Genomic DNA, 26,162 nt, shown 5'->3' on the forward strand with positions numbered 1-26,162 from the left:
TCCCATTGCCAATAATGGCAGCCATTAGGCGGCAAAGATTGTCCGTTTTAGGACTGCGCCGCAAGGTCAGCACGAAAAACTGGTGCTCAAATTCCGCTGTAATTGGGCCCGCTGCCGCCTTCGGGCGGAACCCAGGTGATATTCTGCGCCGGATCCTTGATGTCGCAGGTCTTGCAATGCACGCAATTGGCAGCGTGGATGCGGAAGACGGGCGCGCCATTTTCCTCGGCCAGTTCATAAACCCCGGCCGGACAATAAAGCGGCGCCGGCTCGCCATAGCGCGGCAGGTTTTCGCGCACGGGGATGGTGGGATCAGCCAGTTTGAGATGGATCGGCTGGTCTTCGTCATGGGCCAGATTGGCGAGGAAGACCGAGGAGGCGCGATCGAACGTGGTCTTGCCATCGGGGCGCTGATAGACGCGCGGTGTCACCGATGCGATCGGCTTGAGTTTTGCCGCATCCGGCGTGTCATTGCGCTGCGTGCCGAACAGCGAAAATTTGAGCAGCGACTGGCACCAGAGATCAAACCCGCCGAGACCGGCACCAAGCAATGTGCCGAATCGGCTCCACAGTGGCTTGATGTTGCGGACGCCGACGAGTTCAGCCTCGATGCCGGTTTCGAAGACGCGTTCCTGGAGGTTCTCCAGGCGATCGTGCTGGCGACCGGCGGCCACCGCCTCCCCCACCGCATCGGCAGCGCCGATGCCCGAGAGAATGGCATTGTGAATGGCCTTCAGGCGCGGGGCGTTCATGAAGCCGGCCGCGCAACCGATGAGCCCACCACCGGCAAAGGCCAGATCTGGCAGCGACTGCCAGCCGCCTGAGGCCAGAGCCCGCGCGCCGTAGCTGATGCGGGTCGCGCCTTCGAGCAGCGGGGCAATGGACGGATGAGTCTTGAACCGCTGGAACTCGCCAAAGGGCGACAGCGTGGGATCGGCATAATCGAGATGAACAACGAGGCCGAGATAAAGCTTCCGGTCCTGCGCGTGATAGGCAAAGCCACCGCCGGAGGTGGCATCGTCGAGCGGGAAACCAAGATAATGATCGACCTCGCCGGGCTGGTGGCGCTCGGCCGGGATCTCCCAGACTTCCTTGATGCCGAGGCCGTATTTTTGCGGGCTCTTGCCCTCGGCGAGAGCGAACTCGCCAATGATCTTCTTGGCGAGCGAGCCGCGCGCCCCCTCCCCGATCAGCGTATATTTGGCTTCAAGGGCAATGCCCGCCGCGTGGCCGGGCTTGGGATTGCCCTCCCGATCGAGCCCGAGATCGCCGGTGATGATACCGCGCACGGGGCCATCGCCGTCTCGCAGCACATCAATGGCCGCGGTCATGGGGAAAATGTCGACGCCAAGCGCTGTTGCTTCCTCGCCCAGCCAGCGCACGAGATCGCCGAGGCTGACAATGACACCGCCCTTGGTGCGCATCTGCGGCGGGATCAGCGCATGGGGGACGGCAAAATCGCCCTTGCTGGTGAGGAAATGATAGGTGTCCGTCGTCACGTCCGGACCGACGGGAGGGTTTTTCAGCCGCCAGTCGGGGATCAGCGCGTCGAGACCCACGGGGTCCATGACCGCGCCGGAAAGGATATGGCCACCGATCTCGGCAGCTTTTTCCACAATGGTGACGGCGATGTCAGGATGGCGCTGCTTGAGGCGAATGGCGGCGGCAAGTCCGGCCGGTCCCGCCCCGACGATCAGCACGTCGGTCGACAGTACCTCGCGATTACCGGCCTCTGCCATGGGCAAACATCCTCTTGAGCTGGAGGCGACTGGTCGCCCCGCATGCGGTGTGACATAACAGAGGCCATGTCTCAAGCTCACGCGCTCAATAACGCCGAACTGCTTTCGGTGCTGGACTGGTATCGCGCCGCCGGCGTCGATCTGGCCGTGGGCGAAGATCCGATCGACCGGTTCGCGCAAAAGCCGCCCGCTGCCAATACTGCTGCGCCGGCCCGGGTCCTGCCTATGCCGGGCGCACCAGCTCCCGCGCCCATTCCTTTGGCCGCCGGCCCCGTTGGCGGGGACCCCACCGAAGCGCGGGCACTGGCCGCCTCGGCCCAGTCGCTCGATCAACTCCGCTCTATCCTTGAGACCTATGATGGCTGCGGCCTCAAGTTCCGCGCTACCCAGCTGGTGTTTGCCGACGGCAATCCAGAGGCAAAGATCATGCTGATCGGGGAAGCCCCCGGCGCCGAGGAGGACCGGCAGGGCAAGCCCTTCGTCGGCCGGTCCGGGCAATTGCTTGATCGCATGCTGGCTGCCATCGGCCTCGATCGCACCAAGGTCTACATTGCCAATTCCGTGCCGTGGCGTCCGCCCGGCAATCGCGCCCCCTCGCCCGAAGAGATGGAATTGTGCCTGCCGTTCCTCCATCGTCAGGTGGAGCTGGTGGCGCCAAAGCTGGTGGTGACCCTGGGCGGCTCGGCCATGCAGACCGTGTTCAAGACCAGTGTCGGCATCATCAAGATGCGCGGCAAATGGGAAGATCTGAGCATCGGCGCCCACGCCACCCACGGCATGCCAACGCTCCATCCGGCCTATCTCCTGCGCAACCCGGCCGCAAAGCAACAAGCCTGGCGCGACCTGCTCAGCCTCAAGATGAAAATGGACGCGCTGGGGCTCGGTTGAAGCGGACGCTGATAGCGCCTAAATTAGCGTCGATGGAGGACAGCCAGATGTCCAATTCTGCCAAGCGCATCGACGAAGCAAATGAGACGGCAATGCGTGCAAAGGGCCTGCGGCCAGTGACAATCTGGGTGCCGGACAACACGCAGCCCGGCTTTGCGGAAAAGGCGGCCCAGCAATCCAGACTACTGGCACAGGCCGACGCAGACGATCCCACCCTCGACAGTTTTCTCGAAGCGGCGTGGGATGAGATGACCAAAACTACAGACGGTCCCAATCCGTGAAGCGCGGCGACGTAGTGATCGTCGCATTGCCAGGCGATCTGGGCAAACCACGTCCAGCGCTGGTGCTTCAATCAGACCTCTACGCAGAGACGTCCAGCGTCACCGTGGTTCCCATCACGTCTACGATCATCGCGGGATCGTCGGTCCGGGTCTCCTTGCAACCAACTCGGGAAAACGGTCTCAGAGACGCGTCACAGATCATGACGGACAAGGTGACCACAGTCCCCCGCAGCAAGATCGGACAAGTGGCGGGTGCGGTCGACGAAGCGACGATGCAGTCCCTCACATCTCGCCTCGCCCTCTTCCTTGGCTTCGTCTGAACTTTCCGTCCGGCGGAACAGTTTCGGGTCTGTCCATTAAGTTTTGCCGCGCTATTGTCACCTTCAGGTGATTTGCAAAACTACGACTTCATTCAAGATCCGAAAGCGCCATGGCTTCCGTCGTCAAGATCTATGCCCTCTTCCTAGGTTCGGCACTGTTGATGTTCGGAGGTGGCCTCCAGGGCCTTCTTCTCTCGGTCCGTGGCGCCGAGGAGGGCTTCTCCCTTCCGGCGCTGGGCCTGATCGGAACAGGCTGGTCGGTTGGGTTCGTTGCCGGCTCCATCGCGGTGCCGATGATCGTGCGAAAAGTGGGCCATATCCGCGCTTTCTCGGTCATGGCGGCGATCGGCACCATCACCATCCTGCTCAACCTCTTGTGGATCAACGACATCGGCTGGATCATGATGCGTGCGCTCAGCGGCTTCTGCTTTGCCGGAGCGGCGATGATCGTTGAAAGCTGGCTCAACGAGGTCAGTGACAACAAGAGCCGCGGCACGATCTTCTCGATCTATGTCACCATCAACCTTGGCGCCTCGACGCTCGGCCAGATCGCCATGTCGGTCACCGGCACGGCGGGCTATCTGCCCTTCGTCATCGGCGCCATCAGCTTTATCTGCGCGGTGCTGCCGACCTCGCTGACCTCGAGCCCGCAGCCCCGTCCCCTCGCCTCAGCCAAGCTCGACCTGCCGCTTCTGATCAAGACCTCGCCGGTTGCCGCCGTCGCCGCCTTCTGCTGCGGCATGGCCAATGGTTCGTTCGGCACGCTGGCGCCGGTCTATGGCTATGAACAGGGGCTCGATGCCTCGGGTATCGCCCTGCTCTTCGCCATCGCAGCCATTGCTGGCGCTGTCGGCCAGATCCCCTTCGGCCGCCTCTCGGACAAAATCGATCGCCGTCAGGTGATGATCGGCCTCGCCAGCGCCGCGGCGGTGGTCGGTCTCCTAGTTGTCCTCATCAACCCGGGCCAGGGCTGGCTGATGTATGTGCTGTTCGCCCTTTACGGGCTGGCCGCCAATCCGCTCTATCCGATCGCCGTCGCACATGCGAACGACTTTGCGCGCGAGGGCAATTTCGCCAAGATCGCCGGCGGCATGCTGCTGATCCTTGGCCTCGGCCTTGCCATCGGCCCGCTGATCGCCTCAGTGCTGATGAGCACGATCGCGCCCATGGCGCTGTTCATGGTCACTGCCGTCTTCCATGTCGTGGTCGCCATGTTCGCCTTCCTGCGCATGCGGGTCCGCAAGAGCGTCGACGCCGCCGACCGCGCACCGTTCCAGCCCATGGCCAATGACACGCCGGAATCGGTTGCCATGGATCCGCGCGCCGAGAGCGATCCCGAGGAAGACGACATCATCGTCCGGCACGAGCCGGCGGTGCCTGATGAACTGATCGAAACCCCTGACGCAGGCAGCCATGTTCAAGACAGACCGGTTTGAGGACAGGGCGTTCAAGCCGCTCTCCATCGCCATCATCGCCGTCTCCGACACGCGGACCATCGAAACTGACACCGCTGGCGCTCTGCTGCAGTCGATGCTGGAGGCCGATGGCCACAGCTGCGCGGGCCGGCAGGTGGTGCGCGACGATATCCAGTTGATCCGCGCCGCCGTGCAGGCGCTGGTCGCCGACCCGCAGGTGGATGTGGTGTTGACCACGGGGGGCACCGGCTTTTCCGGCCGCGACGTGACGCCGGAGGCAGTGGAACCGCTGTTCGACAAGCGCATGGACGGGTTCTCGGTGCTGTTTCACCAATATTCGGCGACCACAGTGGGCACGAGTTCGGTGCAGTCGCGCGCCACCGCAGGTCTGATCGGCACGACCTTCGTCTTCTGTCTGCCTGGGTCGCGTGGCGCCTGCCGCGACGCTTGGGAGGGCATTTTGAGCCAGCAGCTCGACTACCGGCACAAGCCGTGCAACTTCGTCGAGCTCATGCCGAGACTGGCAGAGCGGTGACAATCAGCGAACAACACGTTCGCTGTCGTTCGCTTTAAGAAACCGATCAAAGGGGGCATCTTCAGGGCCAAGGCGCAAACGGCGCCACCAGGAGAATGCTCATGTCCATTTCGCCAACGGCAACCATGCAGACCGGCATGGTGACCCTCAATGTGCGCCAGCTTGATGCTGTGGCGGACTATTACAAGCAATTGCTCGATCTCGAAACGCTCGGCCGCGACGGCAACAGCCTGCGCCTTGGCGTCGGCAATGAGGCCTTGCTTGAATTGCGAGGCAATCCCGAATTCGCACAGCGCAGCCCGCGCGCGGCCGGCCTCTTCCACACCGCCTTTTTGATGGATCGCCCCGATCTCGGCGCCTGGGTGCGCAAGATCGCCCGCGAGCGCATCCCGGTCGGTGGCGCTTCCGACCATTTGGTCAGCGAGGCGTTCTATTTCAACGACCCGGAAGGAAATGGCATCGAGGTCTATGCCGACCGTCCGCGCACTGACTGGCAGCGCGACGGCGAGATGATCGCCATGACCACCGACCCTCTCGATATCGACGCCCTGCTCGATCTTGACCCCAGCCGGGTGTGGAGCGGTGCGCCATCCAACATGATCGTCGGCCATGTGCATCTGCAGCTGGGTGACATCACCAAGGCCGAGCCCTTCTATTCGGGCGTGCTGGGCACCAATGTCACCTGCGGCTATCCCGGGGCGGTGTTCTATGGCGCAGGCGGCTATCACCACCAGCTGGCGACCAATATGTGGTCGAGCCGCGGCGCGGGCCCCCTCGCCCCGGACACCACTGGCCTCGTCGAGTTCGAACTCATTCTCGACAGCGCCGAACAGCGCAATGGCATCACCGAACGGGCCGGCGTCACCGGCCATCAGCTGACCGATCCCTGGGGCATCGCCCTTGATCTCGTCCTTCGTGGGGAGTAAAAATGCTCGTCAACGGCAAGTGGACCGACAATTGGCAGCCCGTTCAGGGCACCGACGCCAAGGGCGGTTTTGTGCGGCAGACCTCGAGCTTCCGCAATTGGGTGACGCCCGATGGCAGCGCCGGGCCGACCGGAGAAGCCGGCTTCAAGGCCGAGGCCGGCCGCTATCACCTCTATGTCGCGCTGATCTGTCCCTGGGCGTCGCGCACCCTCATCGGGCGCAAGCTCAAGGGGCTCGAAGAAATAATCTCTGTCTCGATCGTCGAGCCGGAACTGAGCAACGAAGGCTGGCGCTTCGCCATGCCCGATCCGATCAATGGCGCCACCTATATGCACCAGATCTATACCGCCGCTGATCCCCAAGTCAGCGGGCGGGCGACCGTGCCTGTGCTCTGGGACAGGCAGAAAAACACCATCGTCAACAATGAGAGCGCGGATATCCTGCGCATGCTCAACTCCGGCTTCGGCGATCTGGCGAAAAACGATGTCGACCTTTATCCCGAGGCGCTGCGCAGCGAGATCGATGCGCTCAACGATTATATCTATCCGCGCTTCAACAATGGGGTCTATCGCGCCGGTTTTGCGACGACGCAGGCCGCCTATGACGAAGCCTATGCAGATGTGTTCGAGGCGCTCGATACGCTGGAAAAGCGCCTCGATGGACAGGATTTCCTTGTCGGCAATGTGCTCACCGAAAGCGACATCCGCGCCTTCGTGACGCTGGTGCGGTTCGACGCGGCCTATCATGGCCTGTTCAAGACCAATCTCCGGCGCATCGCCGACTATCCGCGCCTCCAGGACTATATGCTGCGCATTCTCGACCTGCCCGGCGTGCGCGAAACGGTCGACATCGACCACATCAAGCGCGGCTATTATTCGATCAAGACGCTCAACCCCTCGGGGATCGTGCCCAAGGGCCCGCATATTCCCGGGCTTTACGAAGTCGCCTGAAACAAAAAGGGCGCCGGATGATCCGGCGCCCTTTTGCATTTCCTAGTGGCCTGCGGCGTGGGCGGGCCCCTCGCCGTCCGGCTTTTTCACGAAGGCGGCCGAAATGACCATCAGCACCGAAACGATGGCACCGCAGAGGAAGCCGGCGCGCACGCCGGAGGCAAGTGCTTCGAGCTGATCCAGTCCGGCGGCCGTTTCGGACGCGGTCTGCAGGGTCATCATCGCCACAAAAAGCGCAATGCCCGCGGCGCCCGCCACCTGCTGCACAGAGCCCATGATCGCGCTGGCATGGGCGTAGAGCTTTGGCGGCACAGAGCTCATCGAGGCGGTGAAGAGCGGGGTGAAGGTGAACGCGAGGCCAATGCTGAGAATCAGGTGACCGGCGATAACCGCCCAGATCGGTGTGTCCTGGCCGGCAAAGGCCAGCGCCCACATCACGGCCGAAACCGCGACAACACCCGGCACCAGCAGCGGACGCGGCCCAAGCTTGTCATAAAGACGACCGACGATGGGCGCGAGGAACGCCATGGAGAGCGCACCCGGCAGCAGGATCAGGCTGGTATAGAATGGGTCGAGCCCAAGCACGGTCTGGGTATAGATCGGGATCAGGATCGAGCTGCCGAGCAGCGCCACCATGGCAATGGCAATGGTGATCAGCGACAGCGTGTAGTTGCGGTGCTGAAGCGTGCGCAGGTCGAGCAGCGCGTTATTGTCCTTCTGCAGGCCGAACTGGCGCCAGACGAAAAGACCCATGCCCAGGACACCAATGGCAATCGGCAGCCAGGCCGGAATGGCCGACGGATGCGAAGCGCCTTCGCCAAGGCTCGAAAGACCATAGACCAGGCCACCAAAGGCCAGGGCCGAGAGGATCACCGAGAGCACATCGAGCGGCACATCGCGCGGGGTCGTCACATTGCGAATGCGGATTGCACCCAGGATCAGAGCGCCAATGGCGATCGGCAGGGTGAAATAGAACATGAAGCGCCAATCAAAATTGGTCAGGATGAACCCGCCGATCATCGGGCCGATGGCCGGGGCCACAGACATGACGATGGAGATATTGCCCATGGTCTTGCCGCGGCTCGCCGGCGGCACGAGGGTCATCACCGTGGTCATCAGCAGCGGCATCATGATGGCCGTGCCGGTTGCCTGAACCACACGACCCAGGATCAGCAGTTCAATACCGGGAGAGATCGCACAGATTGCTGTGCCGAGGCTGAAAATCGACATGGCGGCGATAAAGATCGGCCGCGTGTTGATGCGCTGGAGGAGGAAACCCGTCACCGGAATGACGACTGCCATGGTCAACAGGAAGGCCGTGGTCAGCCACTGGGCGGCGCTGGCGGTGACGCCAAGATCAACCATCAGATGCGGGATCGCGATGCTCATGATGGTTTCATTGAGCATGACCACAAAGGTGGAGACGAGCAGGAGCGCAATTACCAGCTTGTTGCGGGCAGCATTATCGGGGTGCTGCGGCGCGATTTCGGGCACCGCATCAAGCGTAGCGTCCATTGTCATCTTGTTCTCTCTCGATCAGACGTGGCGTGCACACGACGGACAAAACCGCCGCGGATCGACACGGAAATAATGAATTGTCGGCGACAGGACCTGTCAGCATGATCGTCCGGCGCACGCCTCGGGAGCGGCATCAAGGCGGGACACGATCACGAGCCAAAAGGCGCGCCGAAAGGGGCAATGTCTACGCCCGCGCGGGCGCCCCGTAAAGTCTTGTAATGCATGGCACCCCTGCCGATATGAGGGACAACAAGAATAATGTGACTCCCCCTGTTCTTGTTTTGTTCTATTCGCGGTGCTACATGTTCCTGGACGTCGGAGGGAGTTCGATTCTCCCCGGCTCGACAGTCAGGAGACACATCATGGCCCTTTATCAGGCCCCGTCCTTTGAAGCCCTGGAGAGATTGAGCCGCAGCCGCGATGCGGATCTGGCGCGGCGCGAGCTCATCAATGTGGACAGTGTTCGCGGGCGCGGCGCCCAGTCGAACCGCTCTGGCCGCTTCGAGACCCATGCGCGCGAAAGCTTCGATGATGGCTGGAACAATGTCGAGCCGATGCCGCTGTTCGAAACCACCGAACATGCCGAGCGCGCCAAGACCATCATCACCACCAATGACAGTCCTGACATCGCCTTCGAACGCTCGATCAATGCCTATCGTGGCTGCGAGCATGGCTGTTCCTATTGTTTTGCCCGGCCCACCCACGCCTATCTCGGCCATTCGGCGGGGATCGATTTCGAGCGCGACATCTACGTCAAGACCAATGCCGTCGAAGCGCTGCGGCACGAGTTGGGCACGCGGTCCTATCGCCCCAAGGCGATCGCCATGGGCACCAATACCGACCCCTATCAACCGGCCGAGCGCAAGCACAAGCTGACGCGCGGCATTCTCGAAGTCATGCTTGAGACAAAGCATCCGGTGATGATCACCACCAAATCGGCGCTGATCCTGCGCGACCTAGACATCCTCACCGAGCTGGCCAAGCTCAATCTCGTCAAGGTCGCCATCTCGGTTACCTCGATGGACCATAAGCTGAGCCGCAAGATGGAGCCGCGTGCCTCCTCCCCGGCCCGTCGCCTCGAAGCCATCAAGGCACTGAGCGATGCCGGCATTCCCACCGCAATCTTCGCCTCACCGATGATCCCGGCGATCAATGACATGGAGCTTGAGCGCATCCTCGATGCCGGCAAGGCCCAGGGCGCGATCAGCGCCTCGATGATCCTCCTCCGCCTGCCGGGCGAAGTGCGCGACGTGTTCCGCGAGTGGCTGCTGCGCCATTTTCCCGACCGGGTTCGGCATGTGCTGTCGCTGGTGCGCGATACGCGAGGGGGCAAGGATTACGATGCCCGCTGGGGCACGCGCTTCACCGGCGAGGGCCCTTATGCGACGCTGTTGCGCCAGCGGTTCGACAAGGCGCGCGAGCGCTATGGCCTCAACCCCAAGCTGCCACCGCTGCGGATCGATCTCTTTGAGGCGCCGACCCTCGAAACACGCCAGATGAGCCTTTTTTAGGCTCAGTACTGGGCGACGCGGCGGGCGTTGGTCGACATGAAGTCCAGCGCCGCCATGACACCCTGCAACGACAACCGGGTTTCCACAGCTTCGATCCGGCCTTCGAGGGGGACGGCCAGTGTTACGGCCGCGCGTTCCTTCATCAGCGCAACGAGGCGATCGCGCAGGTCGGGCGCGGCCACGAAATACTGGTTGGTGGTGTTGTAGCGCGTCTCGATATCGATGCCGGGCATGAGGCGGATCGGCGGCTCTCTCGAGAACGACAGCACGATCGGCCTTTTTTCGTCATAGACAGCATCGTCGGCCGCAACGGTGATGGCGACATCGAGCGTACCGTCGAGCCGGTTCTGCACCAGCGTCAGCTTATAGGCTGGCAAGGACGCACTGTTGAGCGCTTGGCTACCCGTGCTGGCAAAGCAGGAAAAGCTGTAGAAGTCCGGACCATCCTCATCGATCACCGAAGGACAGGCGGCCAGCCAATCGCGATGATATTCGCGCCATTCGCCAGACGAATGGCTGAACGGCTCGGCGGCAAGCGATTGTGTGAGGATAAGGATGACAGCAAGGCCGGCGGCATGGCGCATGAGTTACTCTCGGCTTTGCCCCCCGGCGAGACTCTTATATCAGGGTAGGCCAATATCGAGAACTCCCGGAGCGGGAATGGCCGAAGAAACTGTAAATGGGGTGAAGCTGCTGGTGCTCGACGCCAATGGCGTGCTCCTGTCCAGCGAGGCAGACGCTCTCGACGTCATCGGCCAGACCTATGGCCTCGACGTCGATGCCGTCATTGTGCCCGCAAGCCGTTTCGCGCCCGCGTTTTTCCAATTGAGCACGACGCTGGCCGGCCTCTTCATCCAGAAATTCCAGAATTACCGCCTGCGCCTCATCGTCCTCGGCGACATTGCCAGGGCGGTTTCCGAAAGTCAGGCGCTGGCCGATTTCGTGCGCGAAACCAACAGGACTGGCCATCACCTCTTCGTCACCGACAGGGCCGAACTGGCTGACCGGCTGCGGGACACACGTTGATGGCCCGCAAGACTGCTCTCGAGACCAGTTCGACACTCCTTGACGCCCTGCCCGTCGGGCCCGATTTTTCCCATGAGACCATGTTGATGGCGCGCGGGGCGCGACTGGTCGCCGGCGTCGACGAGGCAGGACGCGGCCCGCTTGCCGGTCCCGTCGTCGTCGCAGCGGTCCGGCTCGATCCCGACCGTATCCCCGCGGGGCTCAATGATTCCAAAAAACTGACGGCAGAACGGCGCGAGGCGCTCTATGCCGAAATCATGGCCAGCGCCGAGGTCGCCATAGCCACTGCGCCGCCCGACGAGATCGTCGCCCGCAATATTCGCGGCGCGACACTTGCCGCCATGACCCGCGCAGTGATCGCCCTGCCCCGTGCCGTTGACCGTGTCCTGGTCGATGGCCGGGATGTGCCCCCGGGCCTGCCCTGCGACGGCCTTGCGCTGATTGGCGGCGACGGTCGCAGCGTCTCGATTGCCGCAGCCTCGATTGTCGCCAAAGTGGTGCGCGACCGCATGTGCACCATCATGGATTGCGACGCGCCCCATTTCGGCTTTTCCGGCCACAAGGGCTATGGCACCGCCGCCCATCTCGCCGCGCTCAACGCCCACGGCCCCTGCCGCCACCACCGCGCCGAGTTCGCCCCGGTCGCTGCGCTGCTGGTCCAGCGCACGACGCTGGTTGTCGAGGGTTAACCCCTCGCTAACATCTTGCAAACGCTCCCTTAACCCTAACGCCCTATAAGGGAATTGTTAGTGCTGCGTTAGGGTTAAGAGTATGTTGCGTACCGCGCGTATGGCCGTCGAGGTCAATGCGGAAGAGGCCACCCGCCTCCCGATCGACACTATTCTCGTGGGCGATTGCATCGACCACATGAATTCCTTGCCGGCCGGCAGTGTCGATCTGATCTTTGCTGATCCGCCCTATAACCTGCAACTCGAGCAGGGGTTGACCCGTCCCGACCAGACCAAGGTCGATGCGGTCGACGACGACTGGGACAAGTTCGACAGTTTTGCCCATTACGACGCTTTCACCCGCGGCTGGCTCAAGGCCGCGCGGCGTCTGCTCAAGCCTGATGGCGCCATCTGGGTCATCGGCTCGTATCACAATATTTTCCGTGTCGGCACGGCACTCCAGGATCTCGATTTCTGGATGCTCAACGACATTGTCTGGCGCAAGGCCAACCCGATGCCCAATTTCCGCGGCACGCGCTTTACCAATGCGCATGAGACGCTGATCTGGGCCTCCAAGAGCCAGAAAAGCCGCGTCACCTTCAATTATGAAGCGCTGAAACTCTCCAATGACGACACGCAGATGCGCAGCGACTGGCTGTTCCCCATCTGCACCGGGGCGGAGCGTCTCAAGGGCGAGGACGACAGCAAGATCCATCCGACCCAGAAGCCGGAAGCCCTGCTGTTCCGCATCCTGAATGCGACCACCAAGCCCGGCGATATCGTGCTCGACCCGTTCTTCGGCACCGGCACCACCGGCGCCGTCGCCCGCAAGCTCGGCCGGCATTTCATCGGCATCGAGCGCGAGGAAACCTACATCGCCGCGGCACGCCAGCGGATCGCCTCGATCCGGCCGGCAGTGTTCGACGCGCTGCAGTCGGTCAAGCCGAAGCGCAAAGAAACACGCATCCCGTTCGGCTCGCTCGTCGAGCAGGGTCTCATCGAACCGGGTGCGCAACTTTTCGACTTAACGAAACGTTACTCTGCCATGGTTCGTGCAGACGGCTCGCTCGTCTCGGGTCCGCACCAGGGGTCGATCCACAAGGTCGGCGCGCTGGTTCAGGAAGCTGAGGCATGCAACGGGTGGACCTTCTGGCACCACGACTATCTTGGCGTTCTCGAGCCCATCGACGTGTTGCGGGCCAGCGTGCGCCAAAAACTTGATTTGCTTTCTGCCTGATCCTGACCTCCAATCGCCTCAGGCTCTATCAACTGGCCGCCGGTTTGCCCCGGCGGCCTTTTTGTTATCTTGCGCCGCGCCAAAACCTTGAAATCCGGGAGCGAAGGCCCATTTTCGGTGTCGCAGTTTTTTGAGGGTAGAAATGGCAACGGATCGGGTTTCAGCCCAATATGACATCGAGAAGAAGTCCCTGCTGGTGGCTTACCTCCTCTGGGCGTTCCTCGGCTATGTCGGCGCGCACCGGTTTTATCTCGGCCGCCCGCTGAGTGGCGTCATCATGCTCGCCCTCTCCGCCATCGTCCTGCTCGTCACCTTCGTCAGCTTTGGGCTTCTGAGCTTCCTCTGGGCGATCGTGGCGATCTGGTGGTTCATCGACGCCCTTCTTATTCCCGGCATGGCGGCCAGCAGGAACAGCGATATCGCCGACCGCGTCTTCGGCCGGCGCTAGGCCAGCCCCGCTCCTGCCAGCACTTTTCGGAAAAGGGTTGGCAGGGCTTCTCCACCCAGTGCCTCCGGCGCGCTCCACCAGCCGGTATCGAGCCCATCGGGCGCCACCACGGCCGACCAGACTTCCAGCTCCAGCCGGAAATGGGTGAACACATGCACCACCTGTCCGCGGTGCCGCCACTCGGCGGCCAGCGGATAGTCGGGTTCGCCCAGCTCTGCCGTCCAGTCTGAAGTGGGCACTTCGGTCATCTTGGCCAGCAGCCCCTTGTCCGGCCGCGTCCGCAGATAGACATCACCATCAGCGTCCAGCATGACGAAAGCATGGCCCTTGCGAACCGGTTTTTCCGTTTTTTCGGGCTTGATCGGATAGACCAGCGCCGTGCCCTCGCGGGCGGCGGCACACCCGGGTTGCAGCGGACAGAGCATGCAGAGCGCGGCCCGCGGCGCACAGATGGTCGCCCCGAGATCCATCATCGCCTGGGCAAAGTCACCGGCCCGCGCCGGCACCGAAGCCTGAAGCGCTGCGCGCAGCTCCTCCTTGGCTTCGCGCACCGGAACCGGCAGCGCATAGTAGCGCGCCAGCACGCGATCGAGATTGCCATCGAGCACGGCCACCGGCTCGTCATAGCAGATGGCGGCAATGGCAGCGCTGGTATAGGCGCCAACCCCCGGCAGCCCCAGCAATCCCGCTGCACTGGTCGGAAACACCCCGCCATGGTTCTCCACCACCGCGACGGCGCAGGCATGCAGATTTCGCGCGCGGGCATAATATCCCAGCCCCGCCCACTCGCGCAGCACGGCATCGAGCGGGGCGGCGGCCAGGTCGTGGACGGTCGGCCACAGGCTGGTGAAGCGCAAAAAATAGGTTTTCACCGCCGCGACCGTCGTCTGCTGCAGCATCACCTCGCTCAGCCAGATGCGATAGGGATCGGGCTTTACGCCACGGGCCCGATCCGCCGGCGACACCCGCCAGGGCAAGTCACGGGCGTGGCTGTCATACCAGGCGAGAACGGCGGCCGCGTCGATCCGGCGCGGAGAAATGAGCTGCATAAATTCAATCTATCGAGGAGTGACGGCGGCCAGTATGGCATCGAGCTTTTCGTCGAGGCGCTCGAGCCGCTGCCCAAGGCCATCGAGGCGGGTATCGTGTGCATCCAGCCGCCCCTCGAGCGCGGTTTCTAGTCGCGTCTCGAGATTGGCGATGGCACCACCCAGTTCGAGCTTCACCAGTGTCTCCAGATCGTCGCGAAGTTCCACGATCCGGTGTTCCTGCCGGGAAAAATGCTCGGAAATAAGGGTAAAGGAGCGACGGATCTCCCGGCTCTCGATCCGCACAGCCCGAAGCTCTTCGAGCAGCAGCGCCTGCTGTCGGCTCAGAAATTCGAGGGTTACGGTCTCGTCAGAGATCATGGTGTGCTCCAGCCCAAGCAATATAGGCCATCGCACCCATATCTGCTAGTAGACCCGACATGGCCGAGACAACGCCCCAACCCAAACGCCGCAACAAGACACTCAACCTTGCCGATGTGCTCGCCGGGGCGCTTGATCCTGTGCTGAAAAAGCGCGGCTTTGCCACCAGGGACATCATCACCCATTGGAAGGCGATTGCGCCGCGGCCGTATGACGAAACGACCATGCCCGACAAGCTGGTCTGGCCGCGCCAGGCGTCCCACAATCATGAAGGCGCCGTGCTTTATCTGCGCTGCGCGCCGGGACAGGCCCTGTTTGCCCAGCATGATGCGCCGGCGATCGCCGCGGCGGTGAACCGCTATTTCGGCTATCTGCTGGTTCAGGATGTACGGCTTTCTGCCGAGCCATTCACGCCGGGTTCAGGCAAAAAGGTGCAAAAGCCTTATCAACCGAGCCAGAGCGAGATCGCGAAGGTCGGCGCCGCGGTCGAAAAGATCGAGGATAGCGACCTGAGGGAAGCGTTGCGGGCCCTGGGCCTGGCGCTCTCCAGCAGGTCGGCAAACAAGAAACGATGAGACTTCACCCCCAAGTGATGTCTTTGCCCACTTGCCGACACGCGGGGCATGTGTAGTGTCGCGGTCACAAATATTCAGGAGCCAGACGTGAAATTCAATCGCCGTGAGACCCTTGTCCTTGCAGCCGCAGCTTCGGCCCTCAGCCTTTGCGGCGTTTCGGCCAGCTTTGCTGCCGATGGCGACATGATCGACGAGGCCAAGCTGATGGCTCCTGCCGGTGGCATTGCCGACAAGGTTCTTGGCAGCCCGGACGCGCCCGTCACCGTCATTGAGTATGCCTCGCCGACCTGCCCGCACTGCGCGACTTTCCACAACACGGTGTTTGAGCCGTTCAAGGCAGAGTATGTAGACACCGGCAAGGTCAAGTTCATCGTGCGCCCCTTCGTGCGCAACGTGCTCGACGCGGCTATCTTCATGCTGGCCGAAGCCGCTGGCGAAGCCAATTACCACAATGTCATCGGCACCTTCTTCAAGACGCAGGGCGTCTGGGGCACGTCGGACAAGCCGCGCGACGCCATGCTCGACGTCGCCATGCAGCTTGGCTTCACCCAGGAAAGCTTTGAAGCTGCCTTGACGAATCAGGACCTGTTCACCGGGATGGAAGCCCAGCGCGAACAGGCGCTGGATGAATTCGGGCTGCAGGGCACGCCGACCTTCTATGTCAATGGCAAGACCATTTCCGGGACCACGACGCTGGAAGCACTCGCTGCTGCCATCGACCCGCTCGTGCCTGCCGACTTCGTTGCCCCGACCGCAGCGCCTGCCGCTGACGCAATGGCTCCCGCTGGCGGCGCCATGGCTCCTGCGCCTGCGCAGCAGTAATTCTGTCAGCCGGCGCGCATTTCCCCCTTGCGGATGCAAGCGCGCCGGCCCGACCATACAGGTGATGCGCCACCGCCCCTTGACTGGGTCGGTGGCAATTCCCCCGCATACCCCTCACGCGCAGGGGAAAAACCGTGAAATTTGAGCGCCTCCGGCTGCACGGTTTCAAATCCTTCAGCGATGAAACAGTCCTCGTCATGGAGCCGGGGCTCACCGGCATTGTCGGGCCGAACGGGTGTGGCAAATCCAACCTGGTCGAAGCCATGCGCTGGGTCATGGGCGAAAATTCCTACAAGGCCATGCGCGCTTCGGGCATGGACGACGTCATCTTTTCCGGCTCTGGCAATCGGCCAGGGCGGAATTCGGCCGAAGTCACCCTCGTCCTCGACAACACAGACCGCACCGCACCCGCAGCGCTCAACATCGCCGATGTGCTGGAAGTCACCCGCCGCATCGAGCGCGAGCAGGGCTCGGTCTATCGCGTCAACGGCAAGGAAGTGCGCGCCCGCGACGTGCAACTGCTGTTTGCTGATGCTTCCACCGGTGCCCATTCACCCGCCATGGTGCGCCAGGGCCAGATCGGCGAACTGATCGCGGCAAAGCCCACCGCGCGTCGCGCACTCCTTGAAGAAGCGGCCGGTATTTCCGGTCTTCATTCGCGCCGGCGCGAGGCCGAGCTGCGCCTGAAGGCGGCCGAGCAAAATCTTGAGCGCGTCGAAGACGTCATCGCCCAGGTCGAACTCCAGCTCGAAACGCTGAAACGCCAGGCGCGCCTCGCCATCCGCTATCGCGGGCTCTCGGGCGACATCCGGCGCGCCGAGGCTACGCTCTTTCACATTCGCTGGGTCGCCAGCCGCGCCGCCGAAAAAGAGGCCGAGGCCGCCCAGGCCGTGCTGATCCGCCAGCTGGCCGATGCCATGCACGAAGAACATGAGGCCAAAAAGCGCGTCGAAACCAGCGAAGCCGCCCTCACCCCGCTCAAGGAGCGCGAGGCCGTCACCAGCGCCGTGCTCCAGCGCTACAAGATCCTCCACGAACAGCTCGCCGACGAAGCGCGCCGCATGGACCAGCGCCGCGTCGAGCTTGAAGATCGCCTGCGCCAGATTGCCTCCGACGGCGTGCGAGAACGCCAGCTCGTCGAAGAGAGCGAGGAAACGCTCGCCACCTATGCCGAGGAGCAGGAAACCCTGCTTGCCGAGCAGGAGGAAAACCGGGCCGAATATGACGCGGCCCAGGAACTGGCCGAGGCTGCCCGGGACGCTGTCACCGCAGCGGAAGCCGAACTGCGCAATGCGGCCGACCGGCTCAGCCAGTTGCGGGCACGCCGGGCCGAAGCCATGCGCATGGCTCAGGATGCCGAGCAAAGACGCGGCAAGCTTGCCCAGGAACTCGCCGCCGTCGAAGCCGAGATGGCAAAGATTTCCGCCACGCTCGATGCCGATGCGGCCGTGCACGAGGCACGCGAAGCGCTGAGCGAAGCCCAGGAGAATGCCGAGGCCGCGGAGGAAACCGCGCTCGCCGCCGAAGAAGCCGCGATGGAGGCGCAGGGCAAGCTCGACGACGCCCGACCGCGCCTTGCCGAGCTCGATGCGCTGGTGACAAGGCTCGAAGCCGAGGCCTCCACGCTCGGCAAAATGCTCAATATCGGCGCCAGCCTCTGGCCGGCGATCGTCGATGAACTGCGGGTGGAGCCCGGTTACGAAACCGCCCTGGGTGCGGCGCTGGGCGATGACCTCGAAGCCTCCTCGGATGCCGGAGCACCGATGCACTGGTCGGTGGCCATTGAAGGCTATGACGATCCGGCCCTGCCCCAGGGTGCCGAGCCGCTGTCGCGCTATGTGGTGGGAACGCCCCTCTTGAAACGCCGGCTCGACCAGATCGGTCTTGTCGATGCCGTCGATGGTCCGGGCCTGATGCAGGCGCTCTGGCCCGGACAGCGACTCGTCACGCGCGATGGCGCCCTCTGGCGTTGGGATGGTCTCGTCTCGGCAGCCGATGCGCCCACCCCGGCCGCGCAGCGCCTCGCCCAGCGCAATCGCCTCGCCGAACTCGACGAAGAGATTCTGCGCGCCAAGGACGAGCGCAATAATTGGCGCCGCGATGTTGAAACCCTCGGCCGGCACCTCGATGACGCCCGCCAGGAGGAGCGCAGCCGCCGCGAAATGTGGCGCGCCGCGCAGCACGCCATTGGTGTCGCCCAGTCCGGGCTCGATGCCGCGCAGCGCGCACTGGGTGATCTCGCCAGCCGCAAGTCGGCGCTCGAGGAAGCCCATAGCCGCATCCTCGCCGGTCTCGAAGACATCGAGGAACGCCGCCTCGCCGCCGAAGAAGCCCTCGCCGATGCCGATGACGAAGGCGATGTCGCTCAGGCCGTCGAGGCCGGCCAGCGGCGCCTTTCCCGCCTGCGGGACGAAACCGAGCAGGCGCGGGCGAAACTCTCCAATCTCGATGCAGCGGCCCGCATGCGCCGCTCGCGTCTCGAACAATTGCTGCGCGACAGCTCTGCTTGGCAGCGCCGCTTTGAAAGCGCCACGGCCCAGCTCGCCACGCTTGACCAGCGTACCGCCGATGTCGAAACCCAGATGCGCCAGCTTGCCGACGCACCGGACGGTTTTGCCGACCGCAAGGCCCAGCTTGAGGATCAGATCGAGGAAGCCACCGAAGCCCACGCCGAAGCCGGCGACCGGCTGAGTGCAGCCCAGACCCTGTGGCGCGATGCCGAGAAATCCCTGCGCGCCGCGAGCGAAAAGCTCGCCGAAGTGCGCATCGAGCTCAGCCGTATCGAGGAGCGGCTCAAGGGCAATATGGCCCAGCGCCAGCAGATCGAGCGTCAGGTCGAGGAAACCCTGGGCATTTCGGCCACCAAGACACTGGAAGTGTCAGGCATTCGCCCCGAGGAAGCCCTTCCGGCTGAACGGGTCATCGAACAGAAACTCGACCGGCTGAAAGCCGAGCGCGAGCGTCTCGGCGGCGTCAATCTCTCGGCGGAAAAGGAAGCCGAGGAGGTTCAGGAAAAGCGCGACACCATGGTGCGCGACCGCGACGAACTCATTGAAGCCATCGCCAAGCTGCGTGCCGGCATCAGCGCCCTCAACCGCGAAGGCCGCGCCCGCCTCAACGAGGCCTTCGGCAAGGTCAACGCGCATTTCCAGGAGCTTTTCACCACGCTCTTCGGCGGCGGCACGGCCGAGCTGACCTTTGTCGAAAGCGATGATCCGCTAGAGGCCGGGCTCGAAATCATTGCCCGACCGCCCGGCAAGAAGCCGCAGACCATGACGCTCCTGTCCGGCGGCGAGCAGGCGCTGACGGCGATGAGCCTGATCTTTGCCGTCTTTCTCACCAATCCGGCACCGATCTGCGTGCTCGACGAGGTCGATGCCCCGCTCGACGACGCCAATGTCGAACGCTTCTGCAATCTGCTCGAATCGATGCGCCAGCGCACAAACACGCGCTTTCTCACCATCACCCACAATCCGATCACCATGAGCCGCATGGATCGCCTGTTCGGTGTGACCATGGCCGAACGCGGCGTCTCGCAGCTGGTCTCGGTTGACCTGCAGACCGCCGAAAGCTTTCTCGAAGTGGTGTGATCGGCGGGCCGCCGAGGCCCGCCCAGTCGATCAGGTGAACCAGATACCGTCGGCGATCTGGCCGGCCACATTGGCCTTGTTCTCCGGGCTATCGGAGAAATTGACCAGCACGGCGTCGCGGGTCATGCCCTTGTTGAGGCCTTCCTCGATCCAAAAGGCAAAGCCAGAGGCGTCGGCACCGCGCTTGAGAACATTCTGGTACAGCAGGCCGATGAACGCCTCATCCGAGACGCTGGCCGGCGTGCCATAGAGCGAGGCGAACTCGTTCGACCCGATGAAATTGCTCGCCGCCCAGTAGACGTTACCCTGCCCCTGATCCAGCGCCCTGATCCAGAAGCCGAGGCCATCTTCATCCGGCGTCCGGTTGAACGCGGCTTGATAGAGCCGGTACGCCTGCCCCGCATTGCCTTCAAAGTCGAAGGCCAACACGGCATCGGTAAAATTGATGCGCTCCGCCTGCTTGACGATCATGTCCCAGCTGTTTGAAGCATGGGTGATCATGTGGACCATCTCGCGGTCGTGCGAGACGTCCCATAGAACAGACCGGGAGAAATCGGTCACGACAATGTCGAAGCCAGTTCCGGCGTTGATCTCGAAGTGCTGTCCCTTGACGTAGACGACGTCGTTACCACCCCGTGTAACGACCAGGTCCCGCCCGCCCCCGGCGTGGACGATATCGTGCGCATTGGTGCCATGGATGATCTCGGCCGCGCCTGTGCCTTGCTGGGTAAGGGTCAGGCTTGCCTGATCCCAGTTCCAGCCGGCGATCTGCGTGCCCTTTTGCGCCGGCGTGCCATACATGGCCTGTATGGCCTGCAGGTCCATAACGCCCAGATGGTCATCATAGTCATTATAGGTCATGACCGTATTGGCGCCATTGTCCTTGCTGGGGTTCAGCAGCGGCTCGGTGCCATCATGCGGGTGCTCCATGCCCAGCGCATGACCAATCTCATGCAGCATCACATGCAGGTTCATGCCGGTTTTCTGATCGAGGAAGACACCGTCATACCCAGTGCTGGGTGAGAAGAGGGTTGGCTTGCCGTCCCGGATGTAGACACCTGACCCCGGCATGGAGGCCTGGCCGGCCGTGGTGCCGGCGAGTTGGTAGCCGCCAGCCTCGACGTCGCCCATGCCTCCCGGCACCTCGAAAAACACGATGCCGGAAATATCCTCCCAGGCCTTAATCGCCTCGCGGAACATGGTCCGCTCAGACGTCGTAAGCGGCCGGAAATAGTTGGGGTCGTTATATTTTATGCCGTTCACATTTGGCGGCACAACTTCCGCGAAGGAATAGGTCAGAAAGACCCCTTTGGCCTGGATGCTACCGCCGTAAGGCTGGTTCTAGGTCGATTCATTGCTGAACAACGCGGTGTAGTCGTCGACATATCTTGCCATGATGTCCCCCCACAATCGGCGCGCAAGCCTAACGGTACAAGTCTCGCCAAATGCCTAACGTTTCGGCAACCCCGTCATTGACGAGAATCTGGCTGACCTTCGCCCCCTCATAATCCCCGCGCTCGCCCAAAATATGGTCCTGACAATCCCCTTGCAGAAGAGAGAATCCTCCCCCATCGCCATGACTCCGCCAAAATTGAGCTGTGGACAGCATGACGCACCCGGGCTCCGGTGGAAAAACACCTTTCAAAACAAAGCCTTAATGTATCGAGGCTTGCCTTGACACCATAAGGGGCCGCCACTATGTTGCGCCCGACTTAGGAGGCGCGCCCGTTTTAGCGGGTCAGGGACGGCCAAGGGGAGTGTGCGGATGCCAAAACCGCCGGAGAACCAAGGCCCAGCTGAAAGCGCCAACGAAGCAACGCGGGATCTCGCATCGCGCATTGCTTCGGCCAAGCGGGAACGCATGCTGGCGGACAACAGATCCGCGGGCGGCAATTCCGGGACGTCAGAAGGCATGAACCGAGGCATTCGCATCGGGAGTGAATTCGTGGCGGCCGTGCTGGTCGGTGCCGTTATCGGTTATCTGATCGACCTTGGATTGGGAACCAGCCCCTGGGCCATGCTCATCATGTTGATGATGGGTTTCGCCGCTGGAATTTTGAATGTCACCCGCGTGGTGGCCGAAATGAATGCCGCGACGGCAGTCCCGTTGGAACCAAAAGACGGTTCCGACAAGGATGCCGGAAGCGGGCAATAGATTGATGACGCTTAGAGGGCTCCATGGCCGGTACTGACCCGATCCACCAGTTTGTCATCTACGACTTGTTCCCGATTCACATCGGCGACCAAGCAGCCGGCACGGCGATGAACTTCTCGTTCACCAATTCGGCGCTCTTCATGGTCGCCACTGTGGTGATCCTCACCGGTTTCATGGTGATGTCCGCCTCGCGGAACGCTCTGGTTCCGGGGCGTTTCCAGCTTATCGGCGAAATGGCCTACAGCTTCGTGGCCAATATGTTGCGAAGTTCAGCGGGCACCGAGGGAATGAAGTTCTTCCCCTTCGTCTTCTCGCTTTTTGGTTTCGTGCTCGTGGCAAACCTGCTCGGCATGTTCCCCTACTTCTTCACCGTGACCAGCCACATCATCGTAACTGCCGCCCTGGCGTTCCTGGTGATCGGCGTAGTCATCGTCTACGGTTTCTTCCGTCACGGCTTCAAGTTCCTCAAGCTTTTCGTTCCTGCCGGCGTTCCTGCCTATGTGCTGCCCATCGTGGTGCCGATCGAGATCATCTCGTTCCTGTCGCGCCCGATCAGCCTGTCGGTTCGTCTGTTCGGTAACATTCTTGCCGGTCATATCACTCTCAAGGTGTTTGCTGGCTTTGTGGTCAGCCTCAGTGCCCTTGGTGCGCTTGGCTGGCTGGGTGCCCTGCTGCCGCTCATCATGACTGTGGCAATCACGGCGCTCGAACTGCTCGTCGCGGTAGTGCAGGCCTATGTGTTTGCGGTGCTGACTTCGATGTATCTCAACGACGCGGTCCACCCATCACACTAAGGCGTTGAGTCCCTTAAACGGCGGCTTTTCGCCGGAATTTTTGACCCTCGAAAGGACAAACAAATGGATGTTGAAGCCGCAAAGATGATCGGCGCCGGTATCGCAACTCTGGGTATGGCTGGTGCCGCCCTGGGCGTGTCGAACATCTTCTCGAACTTCCTGTCGGGTGCCCTGCGCAACCCGTCCGCTGCTCCCAGCCAGGTCGGTAACCTGATTTTCGGTATGGCTATGACCGAAGCACTGGGCATCTTCTCGTTCCTGGTTGCTCTGATCCTGCTGTTCGTCGCCTAATAGGTTGACGATGAATTTGCGCAGCCGGGCCTGCCCGGCTGCGCCCATTCTGTCCGGCATTGGCCGGACGCTGGATTAAACGGGACCGACCAGATGGTAACGCAAGCCTTCGCCCAAGAGGCGGAAACGCCGACCGAGGACAATGTAGAAGCGCAAGGCGCCGACGCAGTCCATGCCGATCCGACGGCCGACACGCACGCCACCACCGAAGCGCATGGGGATGCCCATCATTCGGACGTGTTCCCGCCCTTCGATCCGGCTACATTTCCCAGCCAGTTGCTCTGGCTCGCTATTTCCTTTGCCGCGCTTTACCTGCTGATGAGCAAGATTGCCCTTCCCAAGATGGGCAGCATCATCGAAAAGCGCCAGGCCATGATCGAAGCCGATCTGGCCGCCGCCGACCAGGCTCGTCAGAAGACTGACGCCGCCATCGCCGCCTATGAGAAGGCACTTGCCGAGGCCAAGGCCAAGGCACAGGGCATCGCAAACGAGAGCCGTGAGGCGATCCAGGCTGATCTCGCTGCCAAGCGCGGCGCTGTCGAAGTCGATCTCGCCACCAAGGTCTCCACTGCCGAAGCCCGCATTGCCGCGACCAAGGCTGAAGCTTTGACCCATGTCGACGAAATCGCCGCCGACACGGCTCAGGCGCTGGTTAGCCAGCTCGTCGGTGACGTCAATGCAGACAATGTCCGCGCTGCAGTCGCCAAGGCCAAGGAGTAATCGCGATGGATTTTCTCGATAACAGCTTCTACGCCCTTCTCGGCCTGGTTCTCTTCATCGGTCTCCTGATCTACGTCGGCGTACCGCGTGTCATCGGCACCATGCTCGACAAGAAGATCGCCCAGATCGAGACTGACATCTCCGAGGCCAAGCGCCTGCGTGAGGAAGCCGCCGCCCTGCTCGCCGAATATGAGCAGAAGCGCGTTGCTGCCGAGGCTGAAGCCGAAGACATCATCACTGCTGCCAAGGAAGAGGCTGTCCGCCTCACCGCCGAAGCACAGGCTTCCCTGGCAGACCTCGTCGCCCGCCGCACCAAGTCGGTGGAAGACAAGATCGCCCAGGCCGAAGCTCAGGCCATCGCTGAAGTGCGTGCCCGCTCCGCCGACCTCGCCGTCGAAGCAGCCCGCACCGTGCTGAGCAATGAAATGAACGCCAAGGGCGGTCAGATCATCGACAAGGCCATCGCCGACGTCGGCAATCGCCTCAACTGAGATCTTGCACAGTTTTGAATTTGAAGGCGGGCAGCAATGCCCGCCTTTTTTGTTGGCTTGGAGCCTGCCGCCCGCATGCACGTCCCCCCTGGCCTGCGGACACGCCTCTCCCTCCCCGCGAATTCATATCCGCCTTACGCCCACAGACACCGCCCCATCCCCTCCATCGTCATTGCCCGGCTTGTGTGGAGGATCTGTGCTTTAGTGGTGGCATCAGCCGGGTTGCGCATCCCGGCTGATGCAGTCAGGAGGCCGTTTTGTCCGGCTGGTTTGTCACAGCCGAGGACGAGCAAGGCCCTGTCTGCTCCCTTTGACCCCGAACGGTTGATCGGGCTGTTGCCCGCACCACAAGCCTGGGAGCAAGGTCATGATACACGACACCCTCTTCGTTGGCATCGACGTTTCCAAGACGCATCTGGACGTTCATACCCATCCCGCTGGCAAATCCTGGCGTTGCAGCACTGGACCGGAGGCGCTCGCCGAGCTGACGCAGCGCCTGGCCAGACTGGGGCCGTTGGCCATCGGGCTCGAAGCCTCGGGAGGCTATGAAGCCCGCGTGGCCGAGAGCCTGCATGCCGCTGGCCTTGAAGTGCATGTTCTAGCCCCGGCGCGGATCCGCAGTTACGCGCGGGGTATCGGCCAATTGGCCAAAACCGACAAGATCGATGCCGCTCTGATCGCGCGTTATCTGCAGGCCGTGCGCGCCAGCTTGACCCCTTATGTGTCTGATCCGATCCGACAAAGGCTGAGCGCGTTCACAGCCCATCGGCGGCGGATCGTTGCGGAAAAGAGCGGCCTTGTCAGTCAGCTCGATACCATCGACGAGCCGCTTGTGCGCAGCCTGATCGAGGAGCGTCTGGCGGCCATCGCCCTGGAGATCAAACGCATCGAAGCGGCCATCACTGCCCTTCTCGCCGACAATCGCCAGCTCCAGCAGCGCCAGGCGCGGCTGCGGCAGGTGACCGGCGTCGGTCCGGTTCTGGCGATCGCCTTACTGGCCGACATGCCCGAGCTCGGCAAGGTCTCCGCCAAGGTGGCCGCAGCACTCATCGGCGTTGCCCCTTATGCCCGCCAATCGGGCGCATCGGATCGCAACGGCCGCTGTCTTGGCGGACGAAAACATCTGCGCGATATCGCCTACATGGCCGTGCTCAGCGCCATCAAGGTGAAAGACCCCGTTCTCGGCGACTTCTATCAAAGACTGCGCCTGCGCGGAAAACCCTTCAAACTCGCCATGATCGCAACGGTGAGAAAACTCATCACAATCCTCAACGCCATCGCCCGACAGGAACCGGCATTCCAACAGTGATGTCCACGGTTGCTCGTCCGGGCAATCCATCTGGCCGAAACACTGGATCACCGGGACAAGCCCGGTGATGACGACCGAACAACCTTCGGTGCACACACCGAGGCCTATTTTCCCCATACCCCTGCCCTCCGCTCCATCGTCCCCTCGCCCCTCAGGGGAGAGGGTCAGGGTGAGGGGTGAGGACCTCTCAGCGGCTCACCGCACCTAAACCCCTGCCCACCACCATCTCAGCTCCATCGCCTCCCTCCCCCTTGTGGGGAGGGAATGAGGGTGGGGGTTCTGCAGTCACGCCTCCGCCCCCACCCCACGGGAACAATCGCAAACCCCAATTGACGCCATTAAATTTCTCCACCATGGTGCCGGCGACTGCGGGAGAGATCGGCCTAGGCCGGCGCCGAAGGAGCAACCGCCCCGGAAACTCTCAGGCAACCGGACCGTAGTCAGGACAACACTCTGGAAAGCAGGTCGCTTGCGGCCTCTCCGAAGGAGCAACCGGCGCTCAGCCGGGAAATCTCTCAGGGCAAGGACAGAGGGGGCACGCATT

General features: G+C 62.5%; 27 protein-coding genes and 1 riboswitch. Of the genes, 21 read left to right on the forward strand and 6 right to left on the reverse strand.

What is annotated here, in order from left to right:
• Positions 1-86: 86 nt before the first annotated feature.
• A complete protein-coding gene (locus tag NYQ88_RS16585) occupies positions 87-1,739 on the reverse strand; it encodes an electron transfer flavoprotein-ubiquinone oxidoreductase (RefSeq protein WP_275652211.1) in 1,653 nt (550 codons plus the stop codon).
• A 66-nt stretch (positions 1,740-1,805) separates the two neighbouring features.
• On the opposite strand from NYQ88_RS16585, the gene NYQ88_RS16590 reads away from it, so the two are divergent.
• From NYQ88_RS16590 to NYQ88_RS16620, 7 genes are all read left to right on the forward strand, one after another.
• Positions 1,806-2,627, forward strand: a complete 822-nt coding sequence (locus NYQ88_RS16590; protein ID WP_275652212.1) for a uracil-DNA glycosylase — start codon at positions 1,806-1,808, stop codon at positions 2,625-2,627.
• Positions 2,628-2,674: 47 nt separating this feature from the next.
• Positions 2,675-2,908 (forward strand): antitoxin MazE family protein, encoded by a 234-nt coding sequence (locus tag NYQ88_RS16595; protein WP_275652213.1) that lies wholly within the window; start codon positions 2,675-2,677, stop codon positions 2,906-2,908.
• Positions 2,905-3,228 carry a type II toxin-antitoxin system PemK/MazF family toxin gene (locus NYQ88_RS16600; RefSeq protein WP_275652214.1) on the forward strand — a complete coding sequence of 108 codons (324 nt, stop codon included), beginning with the start codon at positions 2,905-2,907 and terminating at the stop codon, positions 3,226-3,228. The genes NYQ88_RS16595 and NYQ88_RS16600 overlap by 4 nt, the downstream gene beginning before the upstream one ends.
• A 110-nt stretch (positions 3,229-3,338) precedes the next feature.
• Complete coding sequence (locus tag NYQ88_RS16605; RefSeq protein ID WP_275652215.1) at positions 3,339-4,664, forward strand: MFS transporter; 1,326 nt, start codon at positions 3,339-3,341, stop codon at positions 4,662-4,664.
• Complete coding sequence (moaB, locus tag NYQ88_RS16610) at positions 4,642-5,178, forward strand: molybdenum cofactor biosynthesis protein B (RefSeq protein ID WP_275652216.1); 537 nt, start codon at positions 4,642-4,644, stop codon at positions 5,176-5,178. The genes NYQ88_RS16605 and moaB overlap by 23 nt, the downstream gene beginning before the upstream one ends.
• Before the next feature lie 101 nt (positions 5,179-5,279).
• Positions 5,280-6,104, forward strand: coding sequence for a VOC family protein (locus tag NYQ88_RS16615; protein WP_275652217.1), 825 nt, complete (start codon positions 5,280-5,282; stop codon positions 6,102-6,104).
• Positions 6,105-6,106: 2 nt separating this feature from the next.
• On the forward strand, positions 6,107-7,054 hold the full coding sequence (locus NYQ88_RS16620; protein ID WP_275652218.1) for a glutathione S-transferase family protein: 948 nt from the start codon (positions 6,107-6,109) through the stop codon (positions 7,052-7,054).
• A gap of 42 nt (positions 7,055-7,096) precedes the next feature.
• Here the strand turns inward: NYQ88_RS16620 and NYQ88_RS16625 are convergent, their stop codons facing one another.
• Positions 7,097-8,575, reverse strand: coding sequence for an MDR family MFS transporter (locus tag NYQ88_RS16625; protein ID WP_275652219.1), 1,479 nt, complete (start codon positions 8,573-8,575; stop codon positions 7,097-7,099).
• A gap of 359 nt (positions 8,576-8,934) precedes the next feature.
• Between NYQ88_RS16625 and NYQ88_RS16630 the strand changes: the two genes are divergently transcribed.
• Positions 8,935-10,083 carry a PA0069 family radical SAM protein gene (locus tag NYQ88_RS16630; RefSeq protein WP_275652220.1) on the forward strand — a complete coding sequence of 383 codons (1,149 nt, stop codon included), beginning with the start codon at positions 8,935-8,937 and terminating at the stop codon, positions 10,081-10,083.
• 2 nt (positions 10,084-10,085) lie between these two features.
• On the opposite strand, the gene NYQ88_RS16635 is transcribed toward NYQ88_RS16630, so the two are convergent.
• Positions 10,086-10,667, reverse strand: coding sequence for a hypothetical protein (locus tag NYQ88_RS16635; protein ID WP_275652221.1), 582 nt, complete (start codon positions 10,665-10,667; stop codon positions 10,086-10,088).
• Between the two features lie 76 nt (positions 10,668-10,743).
• On the opposite strand from NYQ88_RS16635, the gene NYQ88_RS16640 reads away from it, so the two are divergent.
• From NYQ88_RS16640 to NYQ88_RS16655, 4 genes are all read left to right on the forward strand, one after another.
• Positions 10,744-11,109, forward strand: coding sequence for a DUF4180 domain-containing protein (locus NYQ88_RS16640; RefSeq protein ID WP_275652222.1), 366 nt, complete (start codon positions 10,744-10,746; stop codon positions 11,107-11,109).
• Positions 11,109-11,798 (forward strand): ribonuclease HII, encoded by a 690-nt coding sequence (locus NYQ88_RS16645; RefSeq protein ID WP_275652223.1) that lies wholly within the window; start codon positions 11,109-11,111, stop codon positions 11,796-11,798. The genes NYQ88_RS16640 and NYQ88_RS16645 overlap by 1 nt, the downstream gene beginning before the upstream one ends.
• An 82-nt stretch (positions 11,799-11,880) precedes the next feature.
• On the forward strand, positions 11,881-13,014 hold the full coding sequence (locus tag NYQ88_RS16650) for a site-specific DNA-methyltransferase (protein WP_275652224.1): 1,134 nt from the start codon (positions 11,881-11,883) through the stop codon (positions 13,012-13,014).
• A 142-nt stretch (positions 13,015-13,156) separates the two neighbouring features.
• Positions 13,157-13,462 carry a TM2 domain-containing protein gene (locus NYQ88_RS16655; protein WP_275652225.1) on the forward strand — a complete coding sequence of 102 codons (306 nt, stop codon included), beginning with the start codon at positions 13,157-13,159 and terminating at the stop codon, positions 13,460-13,462.
• Here the strand turns inward: NYQ88_RS16655 and NYQ88_RS16660 are convergent.
• Positions 13,459-14,511 carry an A/G-specific adenine glycosylase gene (locus tag NYQ88_RS16660; protein ID WP_275652226.1) on the reverse strand — a complete coding sequence of 351 codons (1,053 nt, stop codon included), beginning with the start codon at positions 14,509-14,511 and terminating at the stop codon, positions 13,459-13,461. The genes NYQ88_RS16655 and NYQ88_RS16660 overlap by 4 nt on opposite strands.
• 9 nt (positions 14,512-14,520) lie before the next feature.
• Entirely contained in the window at positions 14,521-14,871 is a 351-nt protein-coding gene (locus NYQ88_RS16665) for a hypothetical protein (protein ID WP_275652227.1), read from the reverse strand.
• 59 nt (positions 14,872-14,930) lie between these two features.
• Between NYQ88_RS16665 and NYQ88_RS16670 the strand changes: the two genes are divergently transcribed.
• The 3 genes from NYQ88_RS16670 (at position 14,931) to NYQ88_RS16680 (ending at position 19,858) form a co-directional block, all read left to right on the forward strand.
• Positions 14,931-15,446, forward strand: a complete 516-nt coding sequence (locus NYQ88_RS16670) for a DciA family protein (protein ID WP_275652228.1) — start codon at positions 14,931-14,933, stop codon at positions 15,444-15,446.
• Between the two features lie 87 nt (positions 15,447-15,533).
• Positions 15,534-16,268 carry a DsbA family protein gene (locus NYQ88_RS16675; RefSeq protein WP_275652229.1) on the forward strand — a complete coding sequence of 245 codons (735 nt, stop codon included), beginning with the start codon at positions 15,534-15,536 and terminating at the stop codon, positions 16,266-16,268.
• 134 nt (positions 16,269-16,402) lie between these two features.
• Entirely contained in the window at positions 16,403-19,858 is a 3,456-nt protein-coding gene (locus NYQ88_RS16680; protein WP_275652230.1) for an AAA family ATPase, read from the forward strand.
• 30 nt (positions 19,859-19,888) lie between these two features.
• Here NYQ88_RS16680 and NYQ88_RS16685 read toward each other — a convergent pair whose 3' ends face one another.
• Positions 19,889-21,121: a DUF4214 domain-containing protein gene (locus NYQ88_RS16685; RefSeq protein WP_275652231.1), complete on the reverse strand. Its 1,233-nt coding sequence runs from the start codon at positions 21,119-21,121 to the stop codon at positions 19,889-19,891.
• Positions 21,122-21,623: 502 nt separating this feature from the next.
• On the opposite strand from NYQ88_RS16685, the gene NYQ88_RS16690 reads away from it, so the two are divergent.
• The 6 genes from NYQ88_RS16690 to NYQ88_RS16715 all read left to right on the forward strand — a co-directional run bounded on the left by NYQ88_RS16690 (position 21,624) and on the right by NYQ88_RS16715 (position 25,618).
• Positions 21,624-22,013 carry an AtpZ/AtpI family protein gene (locus NYQ88_RS16690; RefSeq protein ID WP_275652232.1) on the forward strand — a complete coding sequence of 130 codons (390 nt, stop codon included), beginning with the start codon at positions 21,624-21,626 and terminating at the stop codon, positions 22,011-22,013.
• 23 nt (positions 22,014-22,036) lie between these two features.
• Positions 22,037-22,807, forward strand: coding sequence for a F0F1 ATP synthase subunit A (locus tag NYQ88_RS16695; protein WP_275652233.1), 771 nt, complete (start codon positions 22,037-22,039; stop codon positions 22,805-22,807).
• Between the two features lie 63 nt (positions 22,808-22,870).
• On the forward strand, positions 22,871-23,098 hold the full coding sequence (locus NYQ88_RS16700; protein ID WP_275604251.1) for a F0F1 ATP synthase subunit C: 228 nt from the start codon (positions 22,871-22,873) through the stop codon (positions 23,096-23,098).
• Positions 23,099-23,191: 93 nt separating this feature from the next.
• Entirely contained in the window at positions 23,192-23,818 is a 627-nt protein-coding gene (locus NYQ88_RS16705) for a F0F1 ATP synthase subunit B (RefSeq protein WP_275652234.1), read from the forward strand.
• A gap of 5 nt (positions 23,819-23,823) precedes the next feature.
• The gene (locus NYQ88_RS16710) at positions 23,824-24,309 is read left to right on the forward strand and encodes an ATP F0F1 synthase subunit B (RefSeq protein WP_275652235.1); all 486 of its coding nucleotides are present in this window, start codon (positions 23,824-23,826) and stop codon (positions 24,307-24,309) included.
• Positions 24,310-24,676: 367 nt separating this feature from the next.
• Positions 24,677-25,618 (forward strand): IS110 family transposase, encoded by a 942-nt coding sequence (locus tag NYQ88_RS16715; RefSeq protein ID WP_275651212.1) that lies wholly within the window; start codon positions 24,677-24,679, stop codon positions 25,616-25,618.
• A gap of 359 nt (positions 25,619-25,977) precedes the next feature.
• Positions 25,978-26,065: riboswitch (glycine riboswitch) on the forward strand.
• Positions 26,066-26,162 lie beyond the last annotated feature (97 nt).

Source organism: Devosia sp. SD17-2 (assembly GCF_029201565.1).
Lineage (GTDB): Bacteria > Pseudomonadota > Alphaproteobacteria > Rhizobiales > Devosiaceae > Devosia.

Excerpts from the sequence above, each read along its gene's own strand:
- NYQ88_RS16585 (WP_275652211.1), bottom strand. The coding sequence starts at position 1,739 with ATGGCAGAGGCCGGTAATCGCGAGGTACTGTCGACCGACGTGCTGATC.
- NYQ88_RS16590 (WP_275652212.1), top strand. The coding sequence starts at position 1,806 with ATGTCTCAAGCTCACGCGCTCAATAACGCCGAACTGCTTTCGGTGCTG.
- NYQ88_RS16595 (WP_275652213.1), top strand. The coding sequence starts at position 2,675 with ATGTCCAATTCTGCCAAGCGCATCGACGAAGCAAATGAGACGGCAATG.
- NYQ88_RS16605 (WP_275652215.1), top strand. The coding sequence starts at position 3,339 with ATGGCTTCCGTCGTCAAGATCTATGCCCTCTTCCTAGGTTCGGCACTG.
- moaB (WP_275652216.1), top strand. The coding sequence starts at position 4,642 with ATGTTCAAGACAGACCGGTTTGAGGACAGGGCGTTCAAGCCGCTCTCC.
- NYQ88_RS16615 (WP_275652217.1), top strand. The coding sequence starts at position 5,280 with ATGTCCATTTCGCCAACGGCAACCATGCAGACCGGCATGGTGACCCTC.
- NYQ88_RS16620 (WP_275652218.1), top strand. The coding sequence starts at position 6,107 with ATGCTCGTCAACGGCAAGTGGACCGACAATTGGCAGCCCGTTCAGGGC.
- NYQ88_RS16625 (WP_275652219.1), bottom strand. The coding sequence starts at position 8,575 with ATGACAATGGACGCTACGCTTGATGCGGTGCCCGAAATCGCGCCGCAG.
- NYQ88_RS16630 (WP_275652220.1), top strand. The coding sequence starts at position 8,935 with ATGGCCCTTTATCAGGCCCCGTCCTTTGAAGCCCTGGAGAGATTGAGC.
- NYQ88_RS16635 (WP_275652221.1), bottom strand. The coding sequence starts at position 10,667 with ATGCGCCATGCCGCCGGCCTTGCTGTCATCCTTATCCTCACACAATCG.
- NYQ88_RS16640 (WP_275652222.1), top strand. The coding sequence starts at position 10,744 with ATGGCCGAAGAAACTGTAAATGGGGTGAAGCTGCTGGTGCTCGACGCC.
- NYQ88_RS16645 (WP_275652223.1), top strand. The coding sequence starts at position 11,109 with ATGGCCCGCAAGACTGCTCTCGAGACCAGTTCGACACTCCTTGACGCC.
- NYQ88_RS16650 (WP_275652224.1), top strand. The coding sequence starts at position 11,881 with ATGTTGCGTACCGCGCGTATGGCCGTCGAGGTCAATGCGGAAGAGGCC.
- NYQ88_RS16655 (WP_275652225.1), top strand. The coding sequence starts at position 13,157 with ATGGCAACGGATCGGGTTTCAGCCCAATATGACATCGAGAAGAAGTCC.
- NYQ88_RS16660 (WP_275652226.1), bottom strand. The coding sequence starts at position 14,511 with ATGCAGCTCATTTCTCCGCGCCGGATCGACGCGGCCGCCGTTCTCGCC.
- NYQ88_RS16665 (WP_275652227.1), bottom strand. The coding sequence starts at position 14,871 with ATGATCTCTGACGAGACCGTAACCCTCGAATTTCTGAGCCGACAGCAG.
- NYQ88_RS16670 (WP_275652228.1), top strand. The coding sequence starts at position 14,931 with ATGGCCGAGACAACGCCCCAACCCAAACGCCGCAACAAGACACTCAAC.
- NYQ88_RS16690 (WP_275652232.1), top strand. The coding sequence starts at position 21,624 with ATGCCAAAACCGCCGGAGAACCAAGGCCCAGCTGAAAGCGCCAACGAA.
- NYQ88_RS16695 (WP_275652233.1), top strand. The coding sequence starts at position 22,037 with ATGGCCGGTACTGACCCGATCCACCAGTTTGTCATCTACGACTTGTTC.
- NYQ88_RS16700 (WP_275604251.1), top strand. The coding sequence starts at position 22,871 with ATGGATGTTGAAGCCGCAAAGATGATCGGCGCCGGTATCGCAACTCTG.
- NYQ88_RS16705 (WP_275652234.1), top strand. The coding sequence starts at position 23,192 with ATGGTAACGCAAGCCTTCGCCCAAGAGGCGGAAACGCCGACCGAGGAC.
- NYQ88_RS16710 (WP_275652235.1), top strand. The coding sequence starts at position 23,824 with ATGGATTTTCTCGATAACAGCTTCTACGCCCTTCTCGGCCTGGTTCTC.
- NYQ88_RS16715 (WP_275651212.1), top strand. The coding sequence starts at position 24,677 with ATGATACACGACACCCTCTTCGTTGGCATCGACGTTTCCAAGACGCAT.